This window comes from Brevibacillus sp. SAFN-007a (genome assembly GCF_051967035.1).
Classification (GTDB): domain Bacteria; phylum Bacillota; class Bacilli; order Brevibacillales; family Brevibacillaceae; genus Brevibacillus.
The window spans coordinates 30,564-49,026 of sequence record NZ_JBQCKK010000008.1; the positions used below are offsets into that span (position 1 = coordinate 30,564).

The window sequence follows — 18,463 nt, forward strand, 5'->3', positions numbered from 1 at the left end:
TCATGCAGCAAAAAGTTTCGTATTCGTTTATCCTCATCATCGGGTTCATGCTGTTTGCGCTGTTTTTCGGCGCAGGCAATCTGATTTTTCCCCCGATGCTGGGGCAAATGGCGGGAACCAATGTCTGGGAAGCCAACGCAGGCTTTCTCGTGACAGGGGTCGGGCTGCCGCTTTTGGCTATTACAGCGTTGGTGTATTCAGGCAAAGACGATTTGCGTTCGCTTGCCAGCCGTGTTCATCCGCTGTTCGGCCTCGTTTTCACGATTTTGCTTTACCTGGCGATCGGGCCGTTTTTCGCGATCCCGCGTTCCGGGAATGTTTCGTTTGAGATCGGGATCAAGCCGTTTCTATCGGAACAGGCCGGTCCTGTGCCGCTGATGGTCTTCACCGTTTTGTTCTTTACGCTCGCTTGCCTGTTGTCGCTCAATCCTGGAAAAATTATCAATGTAGTCGGAAAAGTCTTGACACCGATGAAGCTGACTTTTATCGGGATTATCGTCCTGACGGCGATGGTGAACCCGATTGGCGAGTTGCAAGCGCCGGTGGGGGATTACCAGACCAAGGCGTTTTTCAAAGGCTTCCAGGACGGGTATTTGACCTTGGACGCTCTCGGCGCGTTTGTGTTTGGGATCATCGTCGTCAATGCGATCAAGGGAAAAGGAGTTACGGCCAAAAAGGAAATTTTGCTGACGTGCGCCAAAGCAACGCTGATTGCAGGCGTACTCCTGGCGTTTTTCTACACGGTGCTTTCCTACATGGGCGCGTCCAGTGTGGCCAAGCTGGGTCATCTGGAAAACGGCGCGCAAATTTTGGCCAAAGTGTCGAATTATTATTTCGGTTCTTACGGCGGTCTGCTGCTCGGTCTGATGATTACGGCGGCGTGCCTGACGACCAGCGTCGGACTGATTACGGCGTGCTCGTCGTATTTCCACACCTTGTTTCCGCGTATTTCCCATAAGCAGTTTGCCGTGATTCTGGCTATTTTCAGTACCCTTGTCGCCAATATCGGATTGACCACGCTCATCAAGGTGTCCGTTCCGATCTTGACCACGATGTACCCGATCGCCATTTCGCTGATCTTTTTGACGTTTTTGCATCAAGGGTTCGGCGGGCGGCCAGAGGTGTATCAAGGCAGCCTGCTCGCTACGTTTTTCGTCAGCCTGTTTGACGGGCTGAATGCTGCCGGGGTTCAGCTCGCGGTGATTAACGATCTCTTTACACGTTACTTGCCGATGTACACGATCGGGCTGGGATGGCTGCTTCCCGCGCTGGTCGGTGGCGTTGGCGGCTACATCGTTTACCTGATCCGCAAGCCTTCGCTGCGTGCGCGGGAGCTTCGCCTGACCAAGCAATAGGGAGGGCGAAGCGCGTTGCGCGGAAGCAGCCTGAACTTTAGCATCATTTTGGGAAATGGAAATAGTTTAGCATGACAAAAACTGGTTTACGTGGTACTGTATGAAGAAAGGTGTGTCCCGCATGTGTTTGGGACACATGCTCTTTCTCTGACAATTTCATAGGAGTGGGAACAGGTTCCTTGGCGATGAAAATCGGCGCAAGGATGAAAAGGGAAGTCGGTGAGAATCCGACACGGTCCCGCCACTGTATGAGGGGAGTTTGCCCAACTTTTGGCCACTGGTCGAGACAGACTGGGAAGGCGTTGGGCAAATCATGATCCTCAAGTCAGGAGACCTGCCTGTTTCGACAACACTGCTTAACCTACGGGAGATAGGGAGGTGTTAGGATGCTGTGATTTCCATGCTTATTTGGCATTTCTAACGTTCTTTCTGATCGTTGGAGATGCCTTTTTTTCTTGGGCAGAATCGAAAAATGATCGCAAAGGATGGAGAGGAAGCAGATGAAAAGCAGCAATTTGGGCTATCCGCGCATCGGCAAGGATCGCGAGTGGAAAAAGGCGCTGGAGTCTTTTTGGGCAGGAAAGCTGGATGAGACGACCTTCCTTACGCACATGGAGCACATTCGCAAGCAGCATCTGGTCCAACAGCAAAAAAAGGGGATTGAGCAGATTCCGGTCAACGACTTTACGTTCTACGATCACATGCTCGATATGGCGGTCATGTTCGGTTTGATTCCGAAACGGTTCCCGTATGCGGGTGGCCCCGTGCCGCTGGCTACGTATTTTGCCATGGCGCGCGGCAACAAGGAAGCGGTCGCCTGCGAAATGACGAAGTGGTTCAATACGAACTACCACTACATCGTCCCCGAGTTCGGCGAGCGAGCGCCTGTCCTGACGGAAAACAGACCGCTGCAAGCGTACCTGGAGGCGAGGGATCAGCTGGGAATCGCGGGCAAGCCTGTCATTGTCGGTCCGTATACGTTTGTCAAGCTGTCCAAAGGCTATGCCAAAGACGAATTTGCGCGTGTCGTCGACCAGATCGTGCCGCTGTACCTGGACGTCCTGCGAGAGCTGGAGTTGCACGGCGTGGAGTGGGTCCAGATGGATGAGCCGGCGTTTGTTCTCGACGTCACCGCCGATGACAAAGCTATCATTCGCCGGGTATACGAGCAGTTCAGCCAGGCGCTGCCGCATCTCAAACTGATGGTCCAGACGTACTTTGAAGCGGTGGATTGGTACGAGGAGCTGATTGCCCTGCCTGTTCACGGCTTGGGCCTGGATTTCGTTCACGGGAAAAAGACAAACCTCGCGAACCTGACGACGCACGGTTTCCCGCAGGACAAGGTGCTTGGCGCGGGTGTCATCGACGGGCGCAACATTTGGCGTTCGGCGCTGGAGGAAAAGTGGGAGCTGGTCAAAGCGTTGAGCGAAGTGGTAGCGCCAGACCGGATATGGGTTCAGCCGTCCAGCAGCTTGCTGCACGTTCCTGTCACGGTAGAGGACGAAACCGATTTGCCCGAGGAAGTGCGCGTCGCATTGGCGTTTGCCGATGAGAAGTTGGCGGAAGTGCGCTTGTTAGTCCAAGGTTTCCAATATGGAAAGTATGTGATCTCGAAGGAAATCGCCCAGAACGAAATAGACTTGCTGCGCTTGGCCCAATCTCCGGCACGGAACCGCCCGGAAGTGCAAGAGGCGAGAAAAGAGCTGAAATCGACAGCGGCCAAACGGACAGTGCCGTTTCATAAGCGTCGCGAGCTTCAACAGGCGACGTGGAAGCTTCCGCTGCTGCCCACGACGACCATCGGCAGCTTTCCGCAGACGACAGAGGTTCGCCAGGCCAGACAGCAGTTCAAAAAAGGAAAGGCGACCGTCGAACAGTACGATGCGTTCATTCAGGAGCAAATCCGCGAGTGGATCGCCATTCAGGAACAGATCGGCCTGGATGTGCTGGTGCACGGCGAGTTCGAGCGGACAGACATGGTGGAATATTTCGGCGAAAAGCTCGACGGCTTCGTGTTCACCAAAAACGGCTGGGTGCAGTCGTACGGCTCCCGTTGCGTCAAGCCGCCTGTCATCTACGGCGACGTGCAGTTCGTCTCCCCGATGACGGTCAAGGAGAGCGTGTATGCCCAGTCGTTGACGGAGAAACCAGTAAAAGGGATGTTGACTGGTCCTGTTACGATTTTGAACTGGTCGTTCGTGCGCGACGACGTTCCCCGCCAGGAAGTGTGCGAGCAGATTGCGTTGGCGCTGCGCAAAGAAGTCGAGGCCCTGGAAGCAGCGGGCATTCGCATGATCCAGGTGGATGAGCCGGCACTGCGGGAAGGCTTGCCGCTCAAGCAGGCAGACAGAGCCGCGTATCTGGACTGGGCGGTCCAGTCGTTCCGGGTCGCCACCTCGACTGTCGAGCCGACCACGCAAATTCATACGCATATGTGCTATTGCGAATTCCATGACTTCATTGATGTCATCAGCGAACTGGATGCCGACGTCATCTCGATCGAAACCTCCCGCAGCCACGGCGAGCTGGTCTCTGTATTCGAGACAAGCACGTACGACAAAGGAATCGGCCTCGGCGTCTACGATATCCACAGCCCGCGCGTTCCCTCTGTGGCCGAGATCGAGGAGATGGTGTCCCGCGGTGTGCAAGTCTTGCCGCCAGGACAATTTTGGATCAATCCGGATTGCGGGCTGAAGACGCGGGGAAGAGAGGAGACCATCGCATCGCTGAAAAACATGGTGCAAGCGACACACGCGGTGCGAAACCGCTTGACACAAAAAGCATGAGCGAGGAGCGAGAGGAAGGAGCAGCACAGATGGCAACAGAAGCACAGATCGTCACAGAAGCACGGCCTGTCGGACAGTCGCGAACCTTTTTGACGGACCTCGTGTTCCCGCCGGATACGAACCATCACCATACGATCTTTGGCGGCAAGGTCATGGCGTACGTCGACAAGATCGCCTGCATCGCGGCGATGCGCCATTGCCGCAAGCCGGTCGTCACTGCGTCCAGCGATTCGTTCGATTTTCTGGCCCCGATCAAGACAGGGGAAGCGATCAATCTCGAAGGGTACGTCACCTGGACGCACAACACGTCGATGGAAGTGTTCGTGAAGGTGGAGTCGGAAAATCTGTTGACAGGCGAGAAACGCATGACAGCAAGAGCGTACCTGACGATGATTGCCCTCGACGAGCAGGGAAAGCCGACGCTGGTGCCCGCCGTCATCCCGGAGACCGAGGAGGAACGTATCCAGCATGAACAGGCAAAGCATCGCTACGCGCTGAGGAAGCAGCGGAAGGCGGAGTTGTAGCCATCCGGGCAAGAAACAGCCGAAAGCAACAGAGCCATGGCAAAAGCCCTCACCGCAGGTTGAGGGCTTTTTTGCTGGGAGAGGCACGTAGGCGTGGCACGAGAACCGTCCCGCTTCCTCGCGCAGCTCTCTACCGTCTCCGAAAAGAAAAGCTTTCTCCTGCGCGTTTGGAGTGTTAAAATTTTCTGAAAAGGGGGTAGAAGGTCATGTATCATTTGAATGAAAATTTGCGACAAAGCGCACAAACTTTCCCGGACCGTCCCGCCTACATCTTTTCGGGAGAGACAGCCACGTACCGGGAGCTGGATCAGCAAGTGGATAAGCTGGCCTCCGGCTTGGCCAAGCTCGGGATCGGAAAAGGAGACGCTGTGGCGCTCATCATGGACAATCGGCCGCAGTTTGTAAGCGCTTACTATGCGATTTTGCGGACAGGCGCTGCCGTCGTCCCGATGAATCCGATCTACACGCCGAGAGAGATCAGCTTTATCCTCGCCAACAGCCAGGCAAAAGCCGTGATCGCCCTCGCTGCGCTCGAACCTGTCCTCACCCCCCTGAAGGAACAACTGGAGCATGTGAACCATCTCATCTACACAGAGGCGACAGGCAACGGACTGACGCTGGAGCAGGTGGCACAAGCGGGGGATGGCAGCTTTGTCGAGCCAGAGCGACACGAAGACGATCTCGCTGTGATTCTCTACACGTCCGGCACGACTGGACAGCCGAAGGGCGCGATGCTCTCTCACCGCAACATGGCTTCCAATGCGGAGGCGATGGGCATTTTGTTCGAGCTGCTCCCCGAGGATCGGGTGGTGGCCGTGCTGCCGATGTTCCACGTGTTTTGCATGACGGTCTGCCTGAATGGCCCCATTCGCTACGGGGCATCCATGATTATCATTCCGCGCTTCCATCCGGTAGAAGTAGTCCAAACGATCCGCGAGCAAAAAGCGACCTGCTTTGCGGGCGTGCCGACGATGTACAACTACATGCTCCAACTGCCGAATGCGACGAAGGAAGATTTCGCTTCCGTCCGTATCTGCTGCTCGGGCGGCGCTTCCATGCCCGTCGAGCTTTTGCACAAGTTCGAAGCCAAGTACGAAGTGATGATTTTGGAAGGCTACGGTCTGTCCGAGGCCGCTCCGGCGACCGCCTTCAATCCGCTGCGCGGGACGCGGAAGCCTGGCTCGGTCGGAGTGAACATCCCCCATGTCGTGAACAAGGTCGTCGATCCGGAGGGCAACGAGCTGCCGCGTGGCGAAGTCGGCGAGCTGGTGGTGCAAGGTCCGAATGTCATGCTCGGTTATTTGGGACTGCCGGAGGATACGGCCGCCACGCTCAAAAACGGTTGGCTGCATACCGGCGACATGGCATGGATGGACGAGGAAGGGTATGTGTACATCGTAGACCGCAAAAAAGACATGATTCTCGTCGACGGCTACAACGTCTACCCGCGCGAGGTGGAGGAGGTCCTCTACCAGCATCCGGCGATTATCGAGGCGGCGGTGATCGGGGTGCCGGATGAAGTGCACGGCGAAGCAGTCAAAGCGTTTGTCGCGCTCAAGGAAGTAGCGGTGTCCCAGGAAGACATCGTCGCGTTCTGCCAGGATAAATTGGCGAAGTACAAAGTGCCGCGCCTGGTCGAAATCGTGCCGGAGCTGCCGAAAAACAGCACGGGCAAAATTTTGCGCCGCAGCTTGCGCAAGTGACCTGCGCTTGGGCGCATGTGGTGGTTTTATCTGATTGTGGTAGGTAGAAGGAAAAGAGCAGACCCGCACGTGAAGTGTACTCCTTAAGGTAGACATTGGAAAAACCCCCGCGGTTTACCGATGAACTTAGGGGGTGCATTTTTTATGGTAGCTAATGGCCAAAAGTATATGAGTTATCCGGAAACATGGAAAGGAAATCTATACGTTTACACCTTGAGGAAAAATGGATGTATGTGAATTTTTTTGAAAATAAGGAGGTATACATGAACAAAATCATGTCAAGAATCATCGCAATCTATTCACTCATTTGGCTAACAGTTCTAGTTATCATTTTTGTCACGCTAGAAGAAATAACGTTATACTACACAGCGGTATACACGTTTCTTATCGGGCTAATCGTCTTAATAGGGTTCATTGCTTTAAAAAAAATACTCCATATTCACTCCGCCCATAATCAAAAACAAGAAGCTTTATGGGGCATCATTTTTGCGGTTTTATTTTTTGCGCTCATTGTTTTTGTCATCGCTATTACCGTATTGTATTAGAGCGTGTATGCAAACTTTCAAAAAAGCCAGGTTGAATTGCTGCCGTGATGCAGATCATGGATGAAGGAATGAAGGTCTCCCCTGTTGCGAAGGCTTTAGGCATTCTTCCCATTGACAAGGCATTCCCGACATGCCTAGCATGAAGAATCAAGAAAAAAGAAGGGAAGGCGCCAGATGCAAGAAATCGACACCGCCACGCTCCACCGCCTCTGCCAACAAAACAAGCCCTTCGCCTTGTTCATCTACACCCCCATGTGCGGCACGTGCAAGCTGGCGGAGCGGATGCTGCACGTCACCAGGGAAGCGCTCCCGGGGCAGCTTCCGCTGTACCAGCTCAACATCAACACGGCCGCAGCCCTCGCAGAGCGACTGCAAATCACGAGCGTCCCGGCCCTGTTCCTGTTTCGCGGGGAGCAGGTTACAGGCAGGCATTATGCGCTGCGCTCCGTCGCTTATTTGTACGACGTGCTGAAAACACTCGTGTAGACAAACACCTATCCCCTTCGCGCTGAATACAAGAAGAGAGACACCTATTGCGAAGGGGGAGACGCATGCAAATCCATGTCGTGGAAGAAGGACAGACGTTGACCGGAATCGCCGCAGCCTATGGGACGACGGCAGCGGCAATCGCGGAAGCGAATGAGCTGCCCGATCCGGGCAAACTTGTCGTGGGACAGGCGATGGTGATTCCGATTGTCGGCAGCTACTACTGGGTCAGGCAGGGAGACACGCTGTATACGATCGGGCAGCGGTACCAGATCAGCGCAGCCGAGCTGGCCCGCGTCAACAACATATCCCAGTACCGTCCGCTGCAAATCGGGCAGCGCTTGTACATCCCGCCCCGCCCGCGCCGAGCGGCGGATTTCAATGCGTACGCCGAGCCGCGTCGGACGGTATCGGCCGCCCTGGAAGCGGATGTGCGCACAGCGGCCCCGCATCTGACGTACCTGGCGCCGTTCAGCTTTCGGATCAGGCGGGACGGTACGCTGGCCCGGCCGCCATTGAACGATTTTCCCGCCATTGCAAGAGAAAACCAGGTTGTGCTGATGCTCGTCGTCACCAACCTGGAAAACGACCAGTTCAGCACGGAGCTGGGCGGGTTGATCCTGAACGATCAAGAGCTGCAAAACAAGGTACTCGACAACATTTTTCAAACGGCGAGAGAACTTGGGATGGGGGACATCCATTTCGATATGGAGGCGCTCCCCGCTGGGGATCGCGAGGCGTACATCCGCTTTTTGCGCAGGGCGCGCGATCGGGCGCACGCTCAGGGGATGATGATTTCCGTCGCTTTGGCGCCGAAGACGAGCGCCGAGCAGCAAGGCAGATGGTACAGCGCCCACGATTACCGGGCGATTGGCGAGATTGCCGACTTTGTCGTCATCATGACGTATGAGTGGGGCTACAGCGGCGGGCCGCCGATGGCCGTGTCGCCGATCGGGCCTGTGCGGCGCGTTCTCCAGTACGCGCTGACCGAAATGCCCGCAGAAAAAATTTTGATGGGCCAAAACTTGTACGGCTACGACTGGACGCTGCCGTATGAACAAGGGACGACGGCACGGGCATTGAGTCCGCAGGCAGCGATTGCCTTGGCGGCGCGGGAAAACGCCGTCATCCGCTACGACTACCGGGCGCAGGCGCCGTTTTTCCACTATACGGATGGAGACGGCAAACGGCATGAGGTATGGTTCGAGGACGCCCGGTCGATTCAAGCCAAGTTCGATCTGGTGAAGCAGCTGGGCCTGCGGGGAGTCAGCTACTGGAAGCTCGGTTTGCCGTTTCCGCAAAACTGGCTGTTGATCGAAAGCAACTTCCGCGTCCGCAAACGGGCGTAGCGAGAAGGCGTGCAATCCATTTTCCGGCTTGTACGCCTTCTTGCGTTGCAAGGTTGCAAGTCTGTCTGTTGCGGCATGCTTGCTCGCACGCCTTTTGTCTGGCACCGCTTGCGGCGAAGCGTGTACCGCCTGCTAGCCGTCCGGCGGCCCGGTGCGAGCGGGAGCAGCCAGGCTGTCCCATCACACCGCTTCGCTCGTTGGTTCGCGCGTGCTGCGGCGGCAAGGCCGGGCCGCCGGACGCCATGGACCGGTCACGTTTTCGATTGGGAGCAATCGTGGTATGATGGAACAGGAATACGGGGAAAGGAGTAGAACGATGGGAGAATGCAAGCTGGATCACAGTAAAGAGGATGTGCAAAAGAAGCTGGCCGAGCAAGCGCCGTTTTTGGCCGGAGAGCGGGTAGGACGATTGCAGCGCATGCTGGAAGGCGAGCTTAGCCAGGAGCGTTTGAACGAGCTGTTTCACCTGTTGAAAAAATACGATCTGGCAAGCCCGGAAGAGCGCCGCACACGCGAACAGCAGATGGATCGCCTGTTGGGCTAAAAAACCGTCACCGGATCGGCTTGCGGCCCATGAAGCCGTCGTGCGGCCCGTGGTAGTGGGTGATGGAGTCTTCTCCCGCGCGCCAGCACAAGAGCACTTCTTCGCCGTCGATGATGGCGGGAAAGTCGAACAGGCCGATGTCGATGTCTTTGACCTGGATGCCTTTGCCGATCAGTTGGGTGACGTGCATCTTCGCTTCCAATTCGAGAAAGTCAAGCTGGCATTCTACGGAAAAGAGCGCCTCCTCGTCCACAGGCTGCTGCTTTTTGAGTTGCTCGCGTTTTTGATACATTTCATAGAAAGAACGCTTCGATTTTTGCAAAAACGAGAGTTCTTCCCGTACATAGGGCAACAAGTCGTTCGCTTCCTGAAGCGTAAACATTTTTTTGTTCAAGGATCATCCCTCCTCGATCTCTATTCTATTAGTATACTAGCAACCCCTGGCGGGAGAAAATGGCCGGAATGGAAAAAAGCGCAGTTGTCGTTTCCGTCCGGCGGCAAGGAGCAGGTATGGAAGACAGAATCTATTATCAAGATGCGTATGCGAGAACGTTTTCGGCGCGCGTATTGCGGCAGGGCAGGGAAGAGGATGGAACGCCGTACGTCGTGCTGAGCGAGACGGCGTTTTACCCGACGGGAGGCGGACAGCCCGCGGATATGGGCACGCTCGGAGAATGTCGGGTCATCGACGTGGAAGAGGTGGCAGGCGAGGTGCGACATCGGCTGGAAGCCCCGCTGCCGGAGGACTGCACGGAAGTCGAGGGCCAGATCGATTGGGACCGCCGCTTCGATCACATGCAGCAGCATGCGGGACAGCACATTTTGTCCGCCGCCTTTCTGGAAGTCGCGCAGGCGGAGACGGTCGCGTTTCATCTGGGAAAAGAACGCGTGACGATCGACGTGCGGCTGGATGAGCTGACACCGGATGTATGGGAAGCGGTCGAGCAGCGGGCCAACCAGGTCGTGCTGGAGAACCATCCGATCATCGCCCGGTTTGTCGACGATGAGGAGCTGGCTCGTCTGCCGCTGAAAAAACAGCCGACGGTCACGGAAAATGTCCGCGTCGTCATCATCCCCGCGTACGACTACAATCCGTGCGGCGGCACACATCCTGCGCGCACAGGCGAAGTGGGCGTGATAAAAATTCTCGGCTGGGAGCGCCATCGCGGAAACATCCGGCTGGAGTTCATCTGCGGCTTGCGGGCTTTGCGGGATTACACGCGCAAGCAGGCGACCGTCCGCGAGCTGGCGAAGCTGATGGCGACCAGTGAGACGGAGTTGATCGCGCAGACAGAGCGCGTGCTGGCCGAACGGGACAGTTTGAAAGCAAGGCTCGCCGAAGCGGAAAAACAGCTGCTTGCGGGCGAAGTTCGCAAGCAGCTCGGCGCGGCGGAGCAGATGGGCGGGGTGCGTGTCCTGGCGCACGTTTTCCCGGACAAAACGATCCAGCAGTTGCAGCAGTTCGCCCAACTGGCGGTCGCGGAGGCGCCGGACGTCGTTTGCCTGCTGGCCGCAGCGACTGGCGAGAAGACTCAGCTTGTGTTTGCGCGGGGGCAGGATGTGAATGTCGCCGTCAACCAGCTGCTCAAGGAGACGCTCCCGTTAATTGCCGGAAAAGGTGGCGGCAATCCGGCGATGGCGCAGGGCGGCGGTCAACCAGCACCTGCCGCAGATGAAGTGCTGGCGCACGCCCGCAAGTTGCTTGCCCAGTCGCTGACCTGACGGGCGAGTAGTGAGTGGCAAGCTGTGGCAAGGCCGTTTTTGCCTAAGCCCCTACCATAATGAATGATGCGAGGAGGAAACGACGATGTTTTGGAACCCCGGCGATAAAGTTCGCGTGACGCAGCGGACAGGAGAATATATCGCGGAAGTGCTGGAAATTCACGACACGAAGCTGTTGCTCAAGGTGCTTGCGGTGACGAAATACCCGCAGCAGGGCGATCTCCATACCTCCTACGAGGTGGATGTGCCGCTGTTCCACCAGCGTCCGGCGCTCTCCTACCAGGAAAAATTCATGGCCCCGGCCGCATCCGTCATCCGCTACAACGGCGAAGTGCCGGACTACAAGGAGTCCGTGCGCACGGCGATGGAGCGGGAAATGGAAAAGCTGAAAAAAATGGCGGCCTGGGCCGAGCGTTGCCTGGTTGAGCTGGAAGCGATGTATAAGGAAACCTTTACAAACACGAAATAGAGTGGTACTGTAATACTCGAATGTACGACAATTTCATAAGGTGACTACCAAACGGGGGCCGAGCATCGTCGGCTGAGATTGTAACGAGCGTGTTACTGACCGTTGAACCTGACCTGGGTCATGCCAGCGGAGGAAGAGGTATATGAATCGATTTCACGGTGCAGCAGTTGCGGCGGATTTGCCGGAATGCTGCTACCAGACGACGAGATCAACTCAACCATCCCACGGCGGATGGTTTTTTTCTTCCATCTGTCCGATGGGATACGTATACGGCTTCCACCGTTTGACTGGAGTGACTTCCGGCAGGCGAGGGAGGCCGTTTTTTCGTCCCTCGACAAGTAGCAGCAAGAAGGAGGAAGACCATGGTTGTTGTGCTGAACGGAAAAACGGCAGAGCTGTCGGCTGAGATCAACACAGTCCGCGCCCTGCTCGCTTCGTATTCCCTGCAAGAGAAGATTGTCGTCGTGGAGCGCAACGGAGAAATCATCGACCGCTCCCGGTATGAACAAACGCCGATTGCAGACGGAGATCGCATCGAAATCGTTCATTTTGTCGGAGGAGGATGACCAGCATGGATACATGGAAAATTGGCCCTTACGAGTTTCGTTCCCGCCTTTTGCTCGGGACTGGAAAATTCGCAGATTTGGAAACGCAAGGAAAAGCAGTAGAGGCGTCGGAGGCCGAAATTTTGACATTCGCGATTCGTCGGCTCAATTTGGAAAATCCGCAAGAGCCGAACTTTTTGGAACAGCTCGATCTGAAAAAATTCACGCTGCTGCCGAATACAGCCGGGGCCTACACGGCTGAGGAAGCGGTGCGCATCGCCCGTCTGGCGCGGGCATCCGGCTTGTGTGACATGATTAAGGTAGAGGTCATCGGCGATCCGAAAACGCTGCTGCCTGACCCGATCGGCACGCTGGAAGCGTCGAAAATACTGGTCGAGGAAGGCTTCATCGTGCTGACTTACACCAACGACGATCCGATTCTCGCCAAGCGCTTGCAGGAGGTGGGCGTACATGCCGTCATGCCGGGCGCGTCCCCGATTGGCTCCGGACAAGGCATCGTCAACGAAAACAACCTCCGCTTCATCATCGAGGACGCGAAAGTGCCGATCATCGTGGACGCAGGCATCGGGTCGCCAGCCGATTGCGCGAAAGCGATGGAGCTGGGCGCGGACGGCGTGCTGCTGAATACGGCAGTCGCGCTCGCGGACAATCCGGTGCTGATGGCCGAAGCGATGAAGCTCGGCGTGGAAGCGGGGCGCAAAGGCTTCCTCGCGGGACGGATCGCGAAAAAGCGCTACGCGTCGGCGAGCAGCCCGACCGAAGGGATGATTGAGTAGCGTGGACCGACTGACAGAAGCGGTAGAATCGATTGCCAGGCGCAAAGAAGAGTTGTTTGCCCTCCTGGCAGAGCTCGTTTCCCATCCGACTGTAAGTCCGCCAGCGCGAAACAGCGACGCGGCGCAAACGGTACTCGCCCATCGGCTCGCGGCCATCGGCTTTGAGGTCGACCGCTGGACCGTCTACCCCGGCGACGACAACGTCGTCGGCCGACTGCCGGGTAGCGCTTCCGCTCAGGCGAACAGCCTGATTATCAACGGGCACATCGACGTTGCGGAAGTGGGCGACGATGCGAGCTGGACGTATCCGCCGTTTTCCTTGACGCGCGGCGCAGACGGACGGCTGTACGGACGCGGTGTCGCAGACATGAAGGGCGGACTGGCCGCAAGCCTGTTCGCCATTCAGATGCTGCGCGAGCACGGCGTCGAGCTGGCAGGCGATTTGCTGTTCCAATCGGTAATCGGCGAGGAAGCGGGCGAAGCAGGGACGCTGGTCGCGCTCGAACGCGGCTACCAGGCGGACTACGCCGTCGTCGTCGACACGAGCAACCTGCATATGCAAGGGCAGGGCGGCGTCATTACCGGCTGGATCACGATTGAGAGTCCGACGACCTTGCACGACGGGATGCGGGCGAGGACGATCCATGCCGGAGGCGGCGTGCGCGGGGCGTCTGCGATTGAAAAAATGGCGAAAATCATTACGGCGCTACAGGAGCTGGAACGGGACTGGGCCGTGATGAAGGCGTACCCCGGCTTTGCGGCTGGCAGCAATACGATCAACCCGGCTGTGATCGAGGGCGGACGCCATGCTGCGTTCATCGCGGATCGCTGCGCGCTCTGGATTACGGTTCACTTTTATCCGAACGAATCACACGAACAGATCATTCGCGAGATCGAGGACCATGTCGGACGGGCAGCGGCGGCTGATTTGTGGCTGCGCGACCATCCTCCCGTCTTCCGCTGGGGCGGTCGCTCCATGATCGAGGAGCGCGGGGAAATTTTCCCGTCCCTGGAGCTGGATACCAAGCATCCGGCCCTGGCGCAGCTGCAAGCCGCCTATGCAAGCGAGTTGGGCGAGGCGCCTGTGGTGGACATGTCTCCTACCGTCACAGATGCGGGCTGGTTCGCGCACGCAGGCATTCCCGCCGTACTGTTCGGCCCGGGCGAGCTGAAACACGCCCATGCCGTCGATGAGTCGATTGATCCTGACCAGCTTGTCCGGTTCGCCCAGATCATGGCCCGCTTTATCGCCAGCTGGTGCAACACGCCAAAGGAAGCGAAGGAGTGAAAAGAAGCATGGCAACCTTTACAGACCGTTTGTTACGCAGTGTCGCCCCGATCTGGGAGCGCGTTTACCAGCATCCGTTCGTAACTGGCTTGGGTGAAGGCACGCTGCCTGTAGAGTCGTTCAAATTTTACTTGAAGCAGGACTACATCTACCTGATCGATTACGCCAAAATGTTCGCGCTCGCCAGCGTGAAGGCCTACGATCTGGAGACGAGCGCCCGATTCGCCGCCCTGCAGGAATCGACGCTCCACACGGAGATGGAGCTGCACCGCCAGTATGCGGCGCGCTTCGGCATTTCCCGCGAGGAGCTGGAAGCGACCGAGCCGTCCTTTGTCATGCTGGGCTACACCAGCTACATGCTGCTTGTCGCGCAGCAAGGCTCACTGGCAGAGCTGGTCAGCGCGCTTTTGCCATGCACATGGAGCTACTGGGAGATCGGCAAGCGGCTGGCGCAGGTAGAAGGGGCGCTGGACCACGAGCTGTACGGCGAGTGGGTGCGGATGTACAGCTCGGACGAGTTCGGGCAGCTCGCGATCTGGCTGATCGACATCATGAACGAGCTGGCAGACGGGAAAAACGAGCAGGAGCTGGCGAGACTGGAAGCGTATTTCGTCAACACCTCCAAGATGGAGTACATGTTCTGGGATATGGCCTATAGAGAGGAAATGTGGCCGTGCGCGATCAACTAGCTTTCTCCAACGTCCGCTTTTCCTACACAGGCACGCCGATTCTCGAAGACTTTGATCTGCGGGTGAAAAAAGGCGAGTTCGTCAGCATGATCGGGCCAAGCGGGATCGGAAAAAGCACGCTGTTTCAGCTGATTGCGGGACTTTTGCAGCCCGAACAGGGAGAAATCCGGCTGGGCGGGGAGCGGATGGAACAGCGGCTGGGGCAGGTAGGCTACATGCCCCAGCGCGATCTGCTCATGCCGTGGCGCACGATTGTGGAAAATGCCGCCTTGCCCCTGGAGATCAAAGGCGTGCCGAAAAAGGAAGCGCATGCGCGCGTCCGGCAAGAGCTGCCCCGCTACGGACTGCACGAGTGGGCAGATGCTTATCCTGCCCAGCTGTCTGGCGGCATGCGGCAGCGCGTGTCTTTTTTGCGGGCGCTCTTGTCCGGGACAGACCTGATGCTGCTCGACGAGCCGTTCAGCGCGCTCGATGGCATTACGCGGCTCGACATGCAGGAATGGCTGATGGAAAAATGGCAGGAGACCGGCAGTACGATGCTGATGATTACGCACGACATCGACGAGGCGATCTTGCTTGCCGACCGGGTGATCGTCCTGTTGGGCAAGCCGATTCGTCAGCCTGTGGAGCTGCACGTCCCGATTCCGCGGCCGCGAGCGGTGGACAGCCGTAACCAGTCTGGCTTTCTGGCCTTGCGCGAACAAATCTGGGCCTTGCTGCGCACAGAGCAGTCCAGGCTCCAGTCGCTGGGGAGGGAAGCGTGATGGGCAGAGGGATCTGGTTCGGCATTTCTATCGCGCTGTTTTTCGTCGCCTGGGAAGCGGTTTGCCGCCTCTTGGCCGTGCCGCCGTTCATCCTGCCGCCGCCGAGCGCAGTCGTGCTGGCGCTGTGGGAGCTGCGCGGCTCGCTCCTCGGGCTGCACTTGTGGGTTACGTTGAAGGAAGTGCTGCTCGGCCTGTCTGTCTCGATCGTATTTGGCGTATTGCTCGCTTTTGCGATGACGATGAACCGGGTGGTCGAGCGACTGGTTTACCCTTATATCGTCATATCCCAGACGATCCCGATCATTGCCTTGTCGCCTGTCTTTATTTTGTGGTTCGGCTACGATTTGTCCGGAAAAATCGCGGTGACGATCCTGTTTACCTTTTTCCCGATTGTCGTCAATACGTATGACGGACTGCGCTCAACCGACAAAGAGATGGTCCAGCTGTTGAAAACGATGGGCGCTACCCGCTGGCACATGTTTGCGAAGCTGCAACTGCCGTCGAGCCTGCCGCATTTTTTCAGCGGCTTGAAGGTGGCCGCGACGTACAGTGTCGCGGGTGCGACGATCGGGGAGTGGCTCGGCGCGAGCGAGGGACTTGGCTACTTCGGCAGACGGGCATCGGGCAATTTTCAGGCACCGGCGCTGTTTGCCTCGGTCCTGCTGCTCTCCGTCCTCGGCATGCTGCTTTTCTGGCTTGTCGGGCGGATCGAGCGCCGTTTGTCGCCGCATACAAAAGCGAAACAACCAACATCCAAGTGAGAAAAGTAGGGAGATAACGATGAAACCGATACGTACAAAATGGACAAAAGCCATCCTGGCCCTGACGCTGGCTACGGGACTTGCTGCCTGCGGCAATCAGTCTGGCGCTGGCACAACCGCACCGCAGACACCAGCTCCGGCTGAACAAGCGGCGGAGCCAGCCGAGCTGACAATCGCGCTCGACTGGTATCCGAATGCGGTGCACTCCTTCCTGTACGCTGCAGAGGAACAGGGCTTTTTCAAGGAAGAAAATCTCAAGGTCAATCTGCAAATGCCATCGGACAGCAACGATCCGTTGAAAATGGCGGCGGCAGGCAAAGTCGACCTGGCCATCAGCTACCAGCCGCAGCTCGTTCAGGCGCGCGCCGAAGGAATTCCGGTCGTGGCGGTCGCGGCGCTCGTACGTCATCCGCTTAACGTCATCATGACACGCCAGGACAGCGGCATCGACAGTCCGCAAAAGCTGGCAGGCAAAAACATCGGCTACCCGTCCATTCCGCTCGACGAATCAATCGTTCGCCAGGTGGTCAAGCACGCGGGCGCAGACGATTCCGGCCTGTCCTTTACCGACATCGGATTTGACATTGTGCCAGCCTTGACGGCGAAAAAAGTAGACGCGGTCGTAGGCGGCTACATCAACCATGAGCAGCTTATCCTGGAGAAAAACGGCATTCCGGTCCACGTCATCAAGCCGTCTGACTTTGGCGTACCGGATTATTACGAGCTTGTGCTGGCGTCCAGCGACGAGACGCTTGGCAAAAAGCAGCAGGCAGTCGAAGGCTTCCTGCGTGCGATTGCCAAAGGCCAGGACTACGTGAAAAACAACAAGGAAAAGGCGCTCGACCTGCTGCTCGCCAAGCAAGCCGCCGAGTTCCCGCTGGAAAAAGACATCGAGACCAAGAGCTTGGACATCCTGATCCCGCTGATGGACGCGGGCGACAAACCGTTTGGCTTTATGACAGCCGAGTCATGGCAAACGATGATCGACTGGATGAAACAAGAAAAGCTGATTACGACCGATGTGAAAGTGGAAGACATCATGCGTGATCTGGTGAAATAACCAGCAACCCCCGATTGCCAAACGGCCTGAACGAATTTTCGTTCTGCCAGGACGAGGCAGTCGGGGGTTTTTCGTAAGCGGCAATCGCGTAGTTGACGGGGGAGTGTTGTCATGGTATTTTCAATTTAGTTATTTTGATAAATTTCTAAATATCTAATAAAGATTGCTGAAAGTAGGATCGATCACGATGTCCATGAATCATGCCTTTAAGGCGCTGTCTGATCCCACAAGGCGAAAAATTCTTGATCTGCTGCGAGAAAAAGACAGGACGGCCGGAGAAATTGCCGAGCATTTTCAAATGACAAAACCGAGCATCTCGCATCACCTCAACCTGTTGAAGCAGGCGGAAATGGTTTTTGACGAGCGAAAAGGGCAAAACATTTACTACTCGTTAAATACGACCGTTTTTCAGGACCTGCTGAAATGGTTTATTCAATTCCATTCGAAAGAGGAGTCATGAAATGAAAATATCCCGCTTGACTATTCTGAGTTTCCTTGCCAGCGTCGTGATGGCGGTGATTTGTTATCCCTCCATGCCTGACACCATGGCCGTTCACTGGGGAATAAACGGCGAGCCGGACGGTTTTGCGCCCAAGCTCGTGGGCGTAACTTTTGTTCCGTTCATGATGGTGGTCCTGTTTTTGTCTTCCCGCTACCGCCAACAGAGCTACGAAAAGTTCCAAAGCAGCCAGAATGCGATCATGAACACGCTGATGGTTGCGCTTCTCGTCATCCACGGCTTGATTATCGCATACGGTTACGGATATGCGGTGAACATGGCGACTGCCGCGACGCTTATCCTGGGAGTTTTGTTCATCACGATGGGGAATTTTATGCCGCGTTTTCGCCATAACTATCTAATCGGGATTCGCACGCCGTGGACGCTCGCTAGCGAAGAGGTCTGGAAAAAGACCCATCAACTGGGGTCCCGTGTATTTTTTATCGGCGGGCTGCTCATCGTCCTCACCTCATTTTTGCCTGCACCACTTCACGTTATCGCGCTGTTGTTTCTGATCGTGGCAACGATTCTCGTCACGACGGGGAGCAGTTACTACTATGCCAAAAGGAGGGGATAA

Annotated in this window: 20 protein-coding genes and 2 riboswitches; of the genes, 19 read left to right on the forward strand and 1 reads right to left on the reverse strand. The window is 56.7% G+C overall.

Annotation, left to right across the window (positions count from 1 at the left end; translation table 11 throughout):
• Positions 1–2: 2 nt before the first annotated feature.
• From brnQ to ACTHO6_RS11225, 8 genes are all read left to right on the forward strand, one after another.
• A complete protein-coding gene (brnQ, locus tag ACTHO6_RS11190; RefSeq protein ID WP_440241631.1) occupies positions 3–1,355 on the forward strand; it encodes a branched-chain amino acid transport system II carrier protein in 1,353 nt (450 codons plus the stop codon).
• A 155-nt stretch (positions 1,356–1,510) separates the two neighbouring features.
• Positions 1,511–1,711, forward strand: a riboswitch (cobalamin riboswitch).
• A gap of 144 nt (positions 1,712–1,855) precedes the next feature.
• Complete coding sequence (gene metE, locus ACTHO6_RS11195; RefSeq protein WP_440241632.1) at positions 1,856–4,141, forward strand: 5-methyltetrahydropteroyltriglutamate--homocysteine S-methyltransferase; 2,286 nt, start codon at positions 1,856–1,858, stop codon at positions 4,139–4,141.
• Between the two features lie 29 nt (positions 4,142–4,170).
• A complete protein-coding gene (locus tag ACTHO6_RS11200; RefSeq protein WP_440241633.1) occupies positions 4,171–4,665 on the forward strand; it encodes an acyl-CoA thioesterase in 495 nt (164 codons plus the stop codon).
• A 206-nt stretch (positions 4,666–4,871) separates the two neighbouring features.
• Positions 4,872–6,368, forward strand: a complete 1,497-nt coding sequence (locus ACTHO6_RS11205; RefSeq protein WP_440241634.1) for a long-chain-fatty-acid--CoA ligase — start codon at positions 4,872–4,874, stop codon at positions 6,366–6,368.
• Positions 6,369–6,631: 263 nt separating this feature from the next.
• Positions 6,632–6,913, forward strand: a complete 282-nt coding sequence (locus ACTHO6_RS11210; protein WP_440241635.1) for a hypothetical protein — start codon at positions 6,632–6,634, stop codon at positions 6,911–6,913.
• 174 nt (positions 6,914–7,087) lie between these two features.
• Complete coding sequence (locus tag ACTHO6_RS11215; protein ID WP_440241636.1) at positions 7,088–7,399, forward strand: thioredoxin family protein; 312 nt, start codon at positions 7,088–7,090, stop codon at positions 7,397–7,399.
• Between the two features lie 65 nt (positions 7,400–7,464).
• Positions 7,465–8,748 (forward strand): LysM peptidoglycan-binding domain-containing protein, encoded by a 1,284-nt coding sequence (locus tag ACTHO6_RS11220; RefSeq protein ID WP_440241637.1) that lies wholly within the window; start codon positions 7,465–7,467, stop codon positions 8,746–8,748.
• 316 nt (positions 8,749–9,064) lie between these two features.
• Positions 9,065–9,292 carry a hypothetical protein gene (locus tag ACTHO6_RS11225; RefSeq protein ID WP_440241726.1) on the forward strand — a complete coding sequence of 76 codons (228 nt, stop codon included), beginning with the start codon at positions 9,065–9,067 and terminating at the stop codon, positions 9,290–9,292.
• A gap of 7 nt (positions 9,293–9,299) precedes the next feature.
• On the opposite strand, the gene ACTHO6_RS11230 is transcribed toward ACTHO6_RS11225, so the two are convergent.
• Positions 9,300–9,686 (reverse strand): DUF2203 domain-containing protein, encoded by a 387-nt coding sequence (locus ACTHO6_RS11230; protein WP_440241638.1) that lies wholly within the window; start codon positions 9,684–9,686, stop codon positions 9,300–9,302.
• Between the two features lie 116 nt (positions 9,687–9,802).
• Between ACTHO6_RS11230 and ACTHO6_RS11235 the strand changes: the two genes are divergently transcribed.
• The 11 genes from ACTHO6_RS11235 to ACTHO6_RS11285 all read left to right on the forward strand — a co-directional run bounded on the left by ACTHO6_RS11235 (position 9,803) and on the right by ACTHO6_RS11285 (position 18,463).
• A complete protein-coding gene (locus tag ACTHO6_RS11235) occupies positions 9,803–11,014 on the forward strand; it encodes an alanyl-tRNA editing protein (protein ID WP_440241727.1) in 1,212 nt (403 codons plus the stop codon).
• 85 nt (positions 11,015–11,099) lie between these two features.
• Positions 11,100–11,483, forward strand: a complete 384-nt coding sequence (kapB, locus tag ACTHO6_RS11240; RefSeq protein WP_440241639.1) for a sporulation phosphorelay system protein KapB — start codon at positions 11,100–11,102, stop codon at positions 11,481–11,483.
• Positions 11,484–11,524: 41 nt separating this feature from the next.
• Positions 11,525–11,635: riboswitch (TPP riboswitch) on the forward strand.
• Positions 11,636–11,845: 210 nt separating this feature from the next.
• On the forward strand, positions 11,846–12,049 hold the full coding sequence (thiS, locus tag ACTHO6_RS11245) for a sulfur carrier protein ThiS (protein ID WP_007782031.1): 204 nt from the start codon (positions 11,846–11,848) through the stop codon (positions 12,047–12,049).
• A gap of 5 nt (positions 12,050–12,054) precedes the next feature.
• Positions 12,055–12,825, forward strand: a complete 771-nt coding sequence (locus ACTHO6_RS11250; protein ID WP_440241640.1) for a thiazole synthase — start codon at positions 12,055–12,057, stop codon at positions 12,823–12,825.
• Positions 12,818–14,113 carry an acetylornithine deacetylase gene (locus ACTHO6_RS11255; protein WP_440241641.1) on the forward strand — a complete coding sequence of 432 codons (1,296 nt, stop codon included), beginning with the start codon at positions 12,818–12,820 and terminating at the stop codon, positions 14,111–14,113. Before ACTHO6_RS11250 ends, ACTHO6_RS11255 begins: the two co-directional genes overlap by 8 nt.
• Positions 14,114–14,121: 8 nt before the next feature.
• A complete protein-coding gene (tenA, locus tag ACTHO6_RS11260; RefSeq protein ID WP_440241642.1) occupies positions 14,122–14,802 on the forward strand; it encodes a thiaminase II in 681 nt (226 codons plus the stop codon).
• A complete protein-coding gene (locus tag ACTHO6_RS11265; protein WP_440241643.1) occupies positions 14,787–15,566 on the forward strand; it encodes an ABC transporter ATP-binding protein in 780 nt (259 codons plus the stop codon). Before tenA ends, ACTHO6_RS11265 begins: the two co-directional genes overlap by 16 nt.
• Positions 15,566–16,327, forward strand: coding sequence for an ABC transporter permease (locus tag ACTHO6_RS11270; RefSeq protein ID WP_440241644.1), 762 nt, complete (start codon positions 15,566–15,568; stop codon positions 16,325–16,327). Before ACTHO6_RS11265 ends, ACTHO6_RS11270 begins: the two co-directional genes overlap by 1 nt.
• 19 nt (positions 16,328–16,346) lie before the next feature.
• Positions 16,347–17,387 carry an ABC transporter substrate-binding protein gene (locus tag ACTHO6_RS11275; RefSeq protein WP_440241645.1) on the forward strand — a complete coding sequence of 347 codons (1,041 nt, stop codon included), beginning with the start codon at positions 16,347–16,349 and terminating at the stop codon, positions 17,385–17,387.
• 187 nt (positions 17,388–17,574) lie between these two features.
• Positions 17,575–17,847: an autorepressor SdpR family transcription factor gene (locus ACTHO6_RS11280; protein ID WP_007782051.1), complete on the forward strand. Its 273-nt coding sequence runs from the start codon at positions 17,575–17,577 to the stop codon at positions 17,845–17,847.
• Position 17,848: 1 nt separating this feature from the next.
• Positions 17,849–18,463, forward strand: coding sequence for an SdpI family protein (locus tag ACTHO6_RS11285; RefSeq protein ID WP_440241646.1), 615 nt, complete (start codon positions 17,849–17,851; stop codon positions 18,461–18,463).

What these genes read in the sequence shown, in the direction of transcription:
- ACTHO6_RS11200 (WP_440241633.1), top strand. Translation starts at nt 4,171, where the DNA reads ATGGCAACAGAAGCACAGATCGTCACAGAAGCACGGCCTGTCGGACAG.
- ACTHO6_RS11235 (WP_440241727.1), top strand. Translation starts at nt 9,803, where the DNA reads ATGGAAGACAGAATCTATTATCAAGATGCGTATGCGAGAACGTTTTCG.
- ACTHO6_RS11210 (WP_440241635.1), top strand. Translation starts at nt 6,632, where the DNA reads ATGAACAAAATCATGTCAAGAATCATCGCAATCTATTCACTCATTTGG.
- brnQ (WP_440241631.1), top strand. Translation starts at nt 3, where the DNA reads ATGCAGCAAAAAGTTTCGTATTCGTTTATCCTCATCATCGGGTTCATG.
- ACTHO6_RS11220 (WP_440241637.1), top strand. Translation starts at nt 7,465, where the DNA reads ATGCAAATCCATGTCGTGGAAGAAGGACAGACGTTGACCGGAATCGCC.
- ACTHO6_RS11275 (WP_440241645.1), top strand. Translation starts at nt 16,347, where the DNA reads ATGAAACCGATACGTACAAAATGGACAAAAGCCATCCTGGCCCTGACG.
- ACTHO6_RS11225 (WP_440241726.1), top strand. Translation starts at nt 9,065, where the DNA reads ATGGGAGAATGCAAGCTGGATCACAGTAAAGAGGATGTGCAAAAGAAG.
- ACTHO6_RS11250 (WP_440241640.1), top strand. Translation starts at nt 12,055, where the DNA reads ATGGATACATGGAAAATTGGCCCTTACGAGTTTCGTTCCCGCCTTTTG.
- kapB (WP_440241639.1), top strand. Translation starts at nt 11,100, where the DNA reads ATGTTTTGGAACCCCGGCGATAAAGTTCGCGTGACGCAGCGGACAGGA.
- ACTHO6_RS11280 (WP_007782051.1), top strand. Translation starts at nt 17,575, where the DNA reads ATGTCCATGAATCATGCCTTTAAGGCGCTGTCTGATCCCACAAGGCGA.
- tenA (WP_440241642.1), top strand. Translation starts at nt 14,122, where the DNA reads ATGGCAACCTTTACAGACCGTTTGTTACGCAGTGTCGCCCCGATCTGG.
- ACTHO6_RS11215 (WP_440241636.1), top strand. Translation starts at nt 7,088, where the DNA reads ATGCAAGAAATCGACACCGCCACGCTCCACCGCCTCTGCCAACAAAAC.
- thiS (WP_007782031.1), top strand. Translation starts at nt 11,846, where the DNA reads ATGGTTGTTGTGCTGAACGGAAAAACGGCAGAGCTGTCGGCTGAGATC.
- metE (WP_440241632.1), top strand. Translation starts at nt 1,856, where the DNA reads ATGAAAAGCAGCAATTTGGGCTATCCGCGCATCGGCAAGGATCGCGAG.
- ACTHO6_RS11205 (WP_440241634.1), top strand. Translation starts at nt 4,872, where the DNA reads ATGTATCATTTGAATGAAAATTTGCGACAAAGCGCACAAACTTTCCCG.
- ACTHO6_RS11270 (WP_440241644.1), top strand. Translation starts at nt 15,566, where the DNA reads ATGGGCAGAGGGATCTGGTTCGGCATTTCTATCGCGCTGTTTTTCGTC.
- ACTHO6_RS11285 (WP_440241646.1), top strand. Translation starts at nt 17,849, where the DNA reads ATGAAAATATCCCGCTTGACTATTCTGAGTTTCCTTGCCAGCGTCGTG.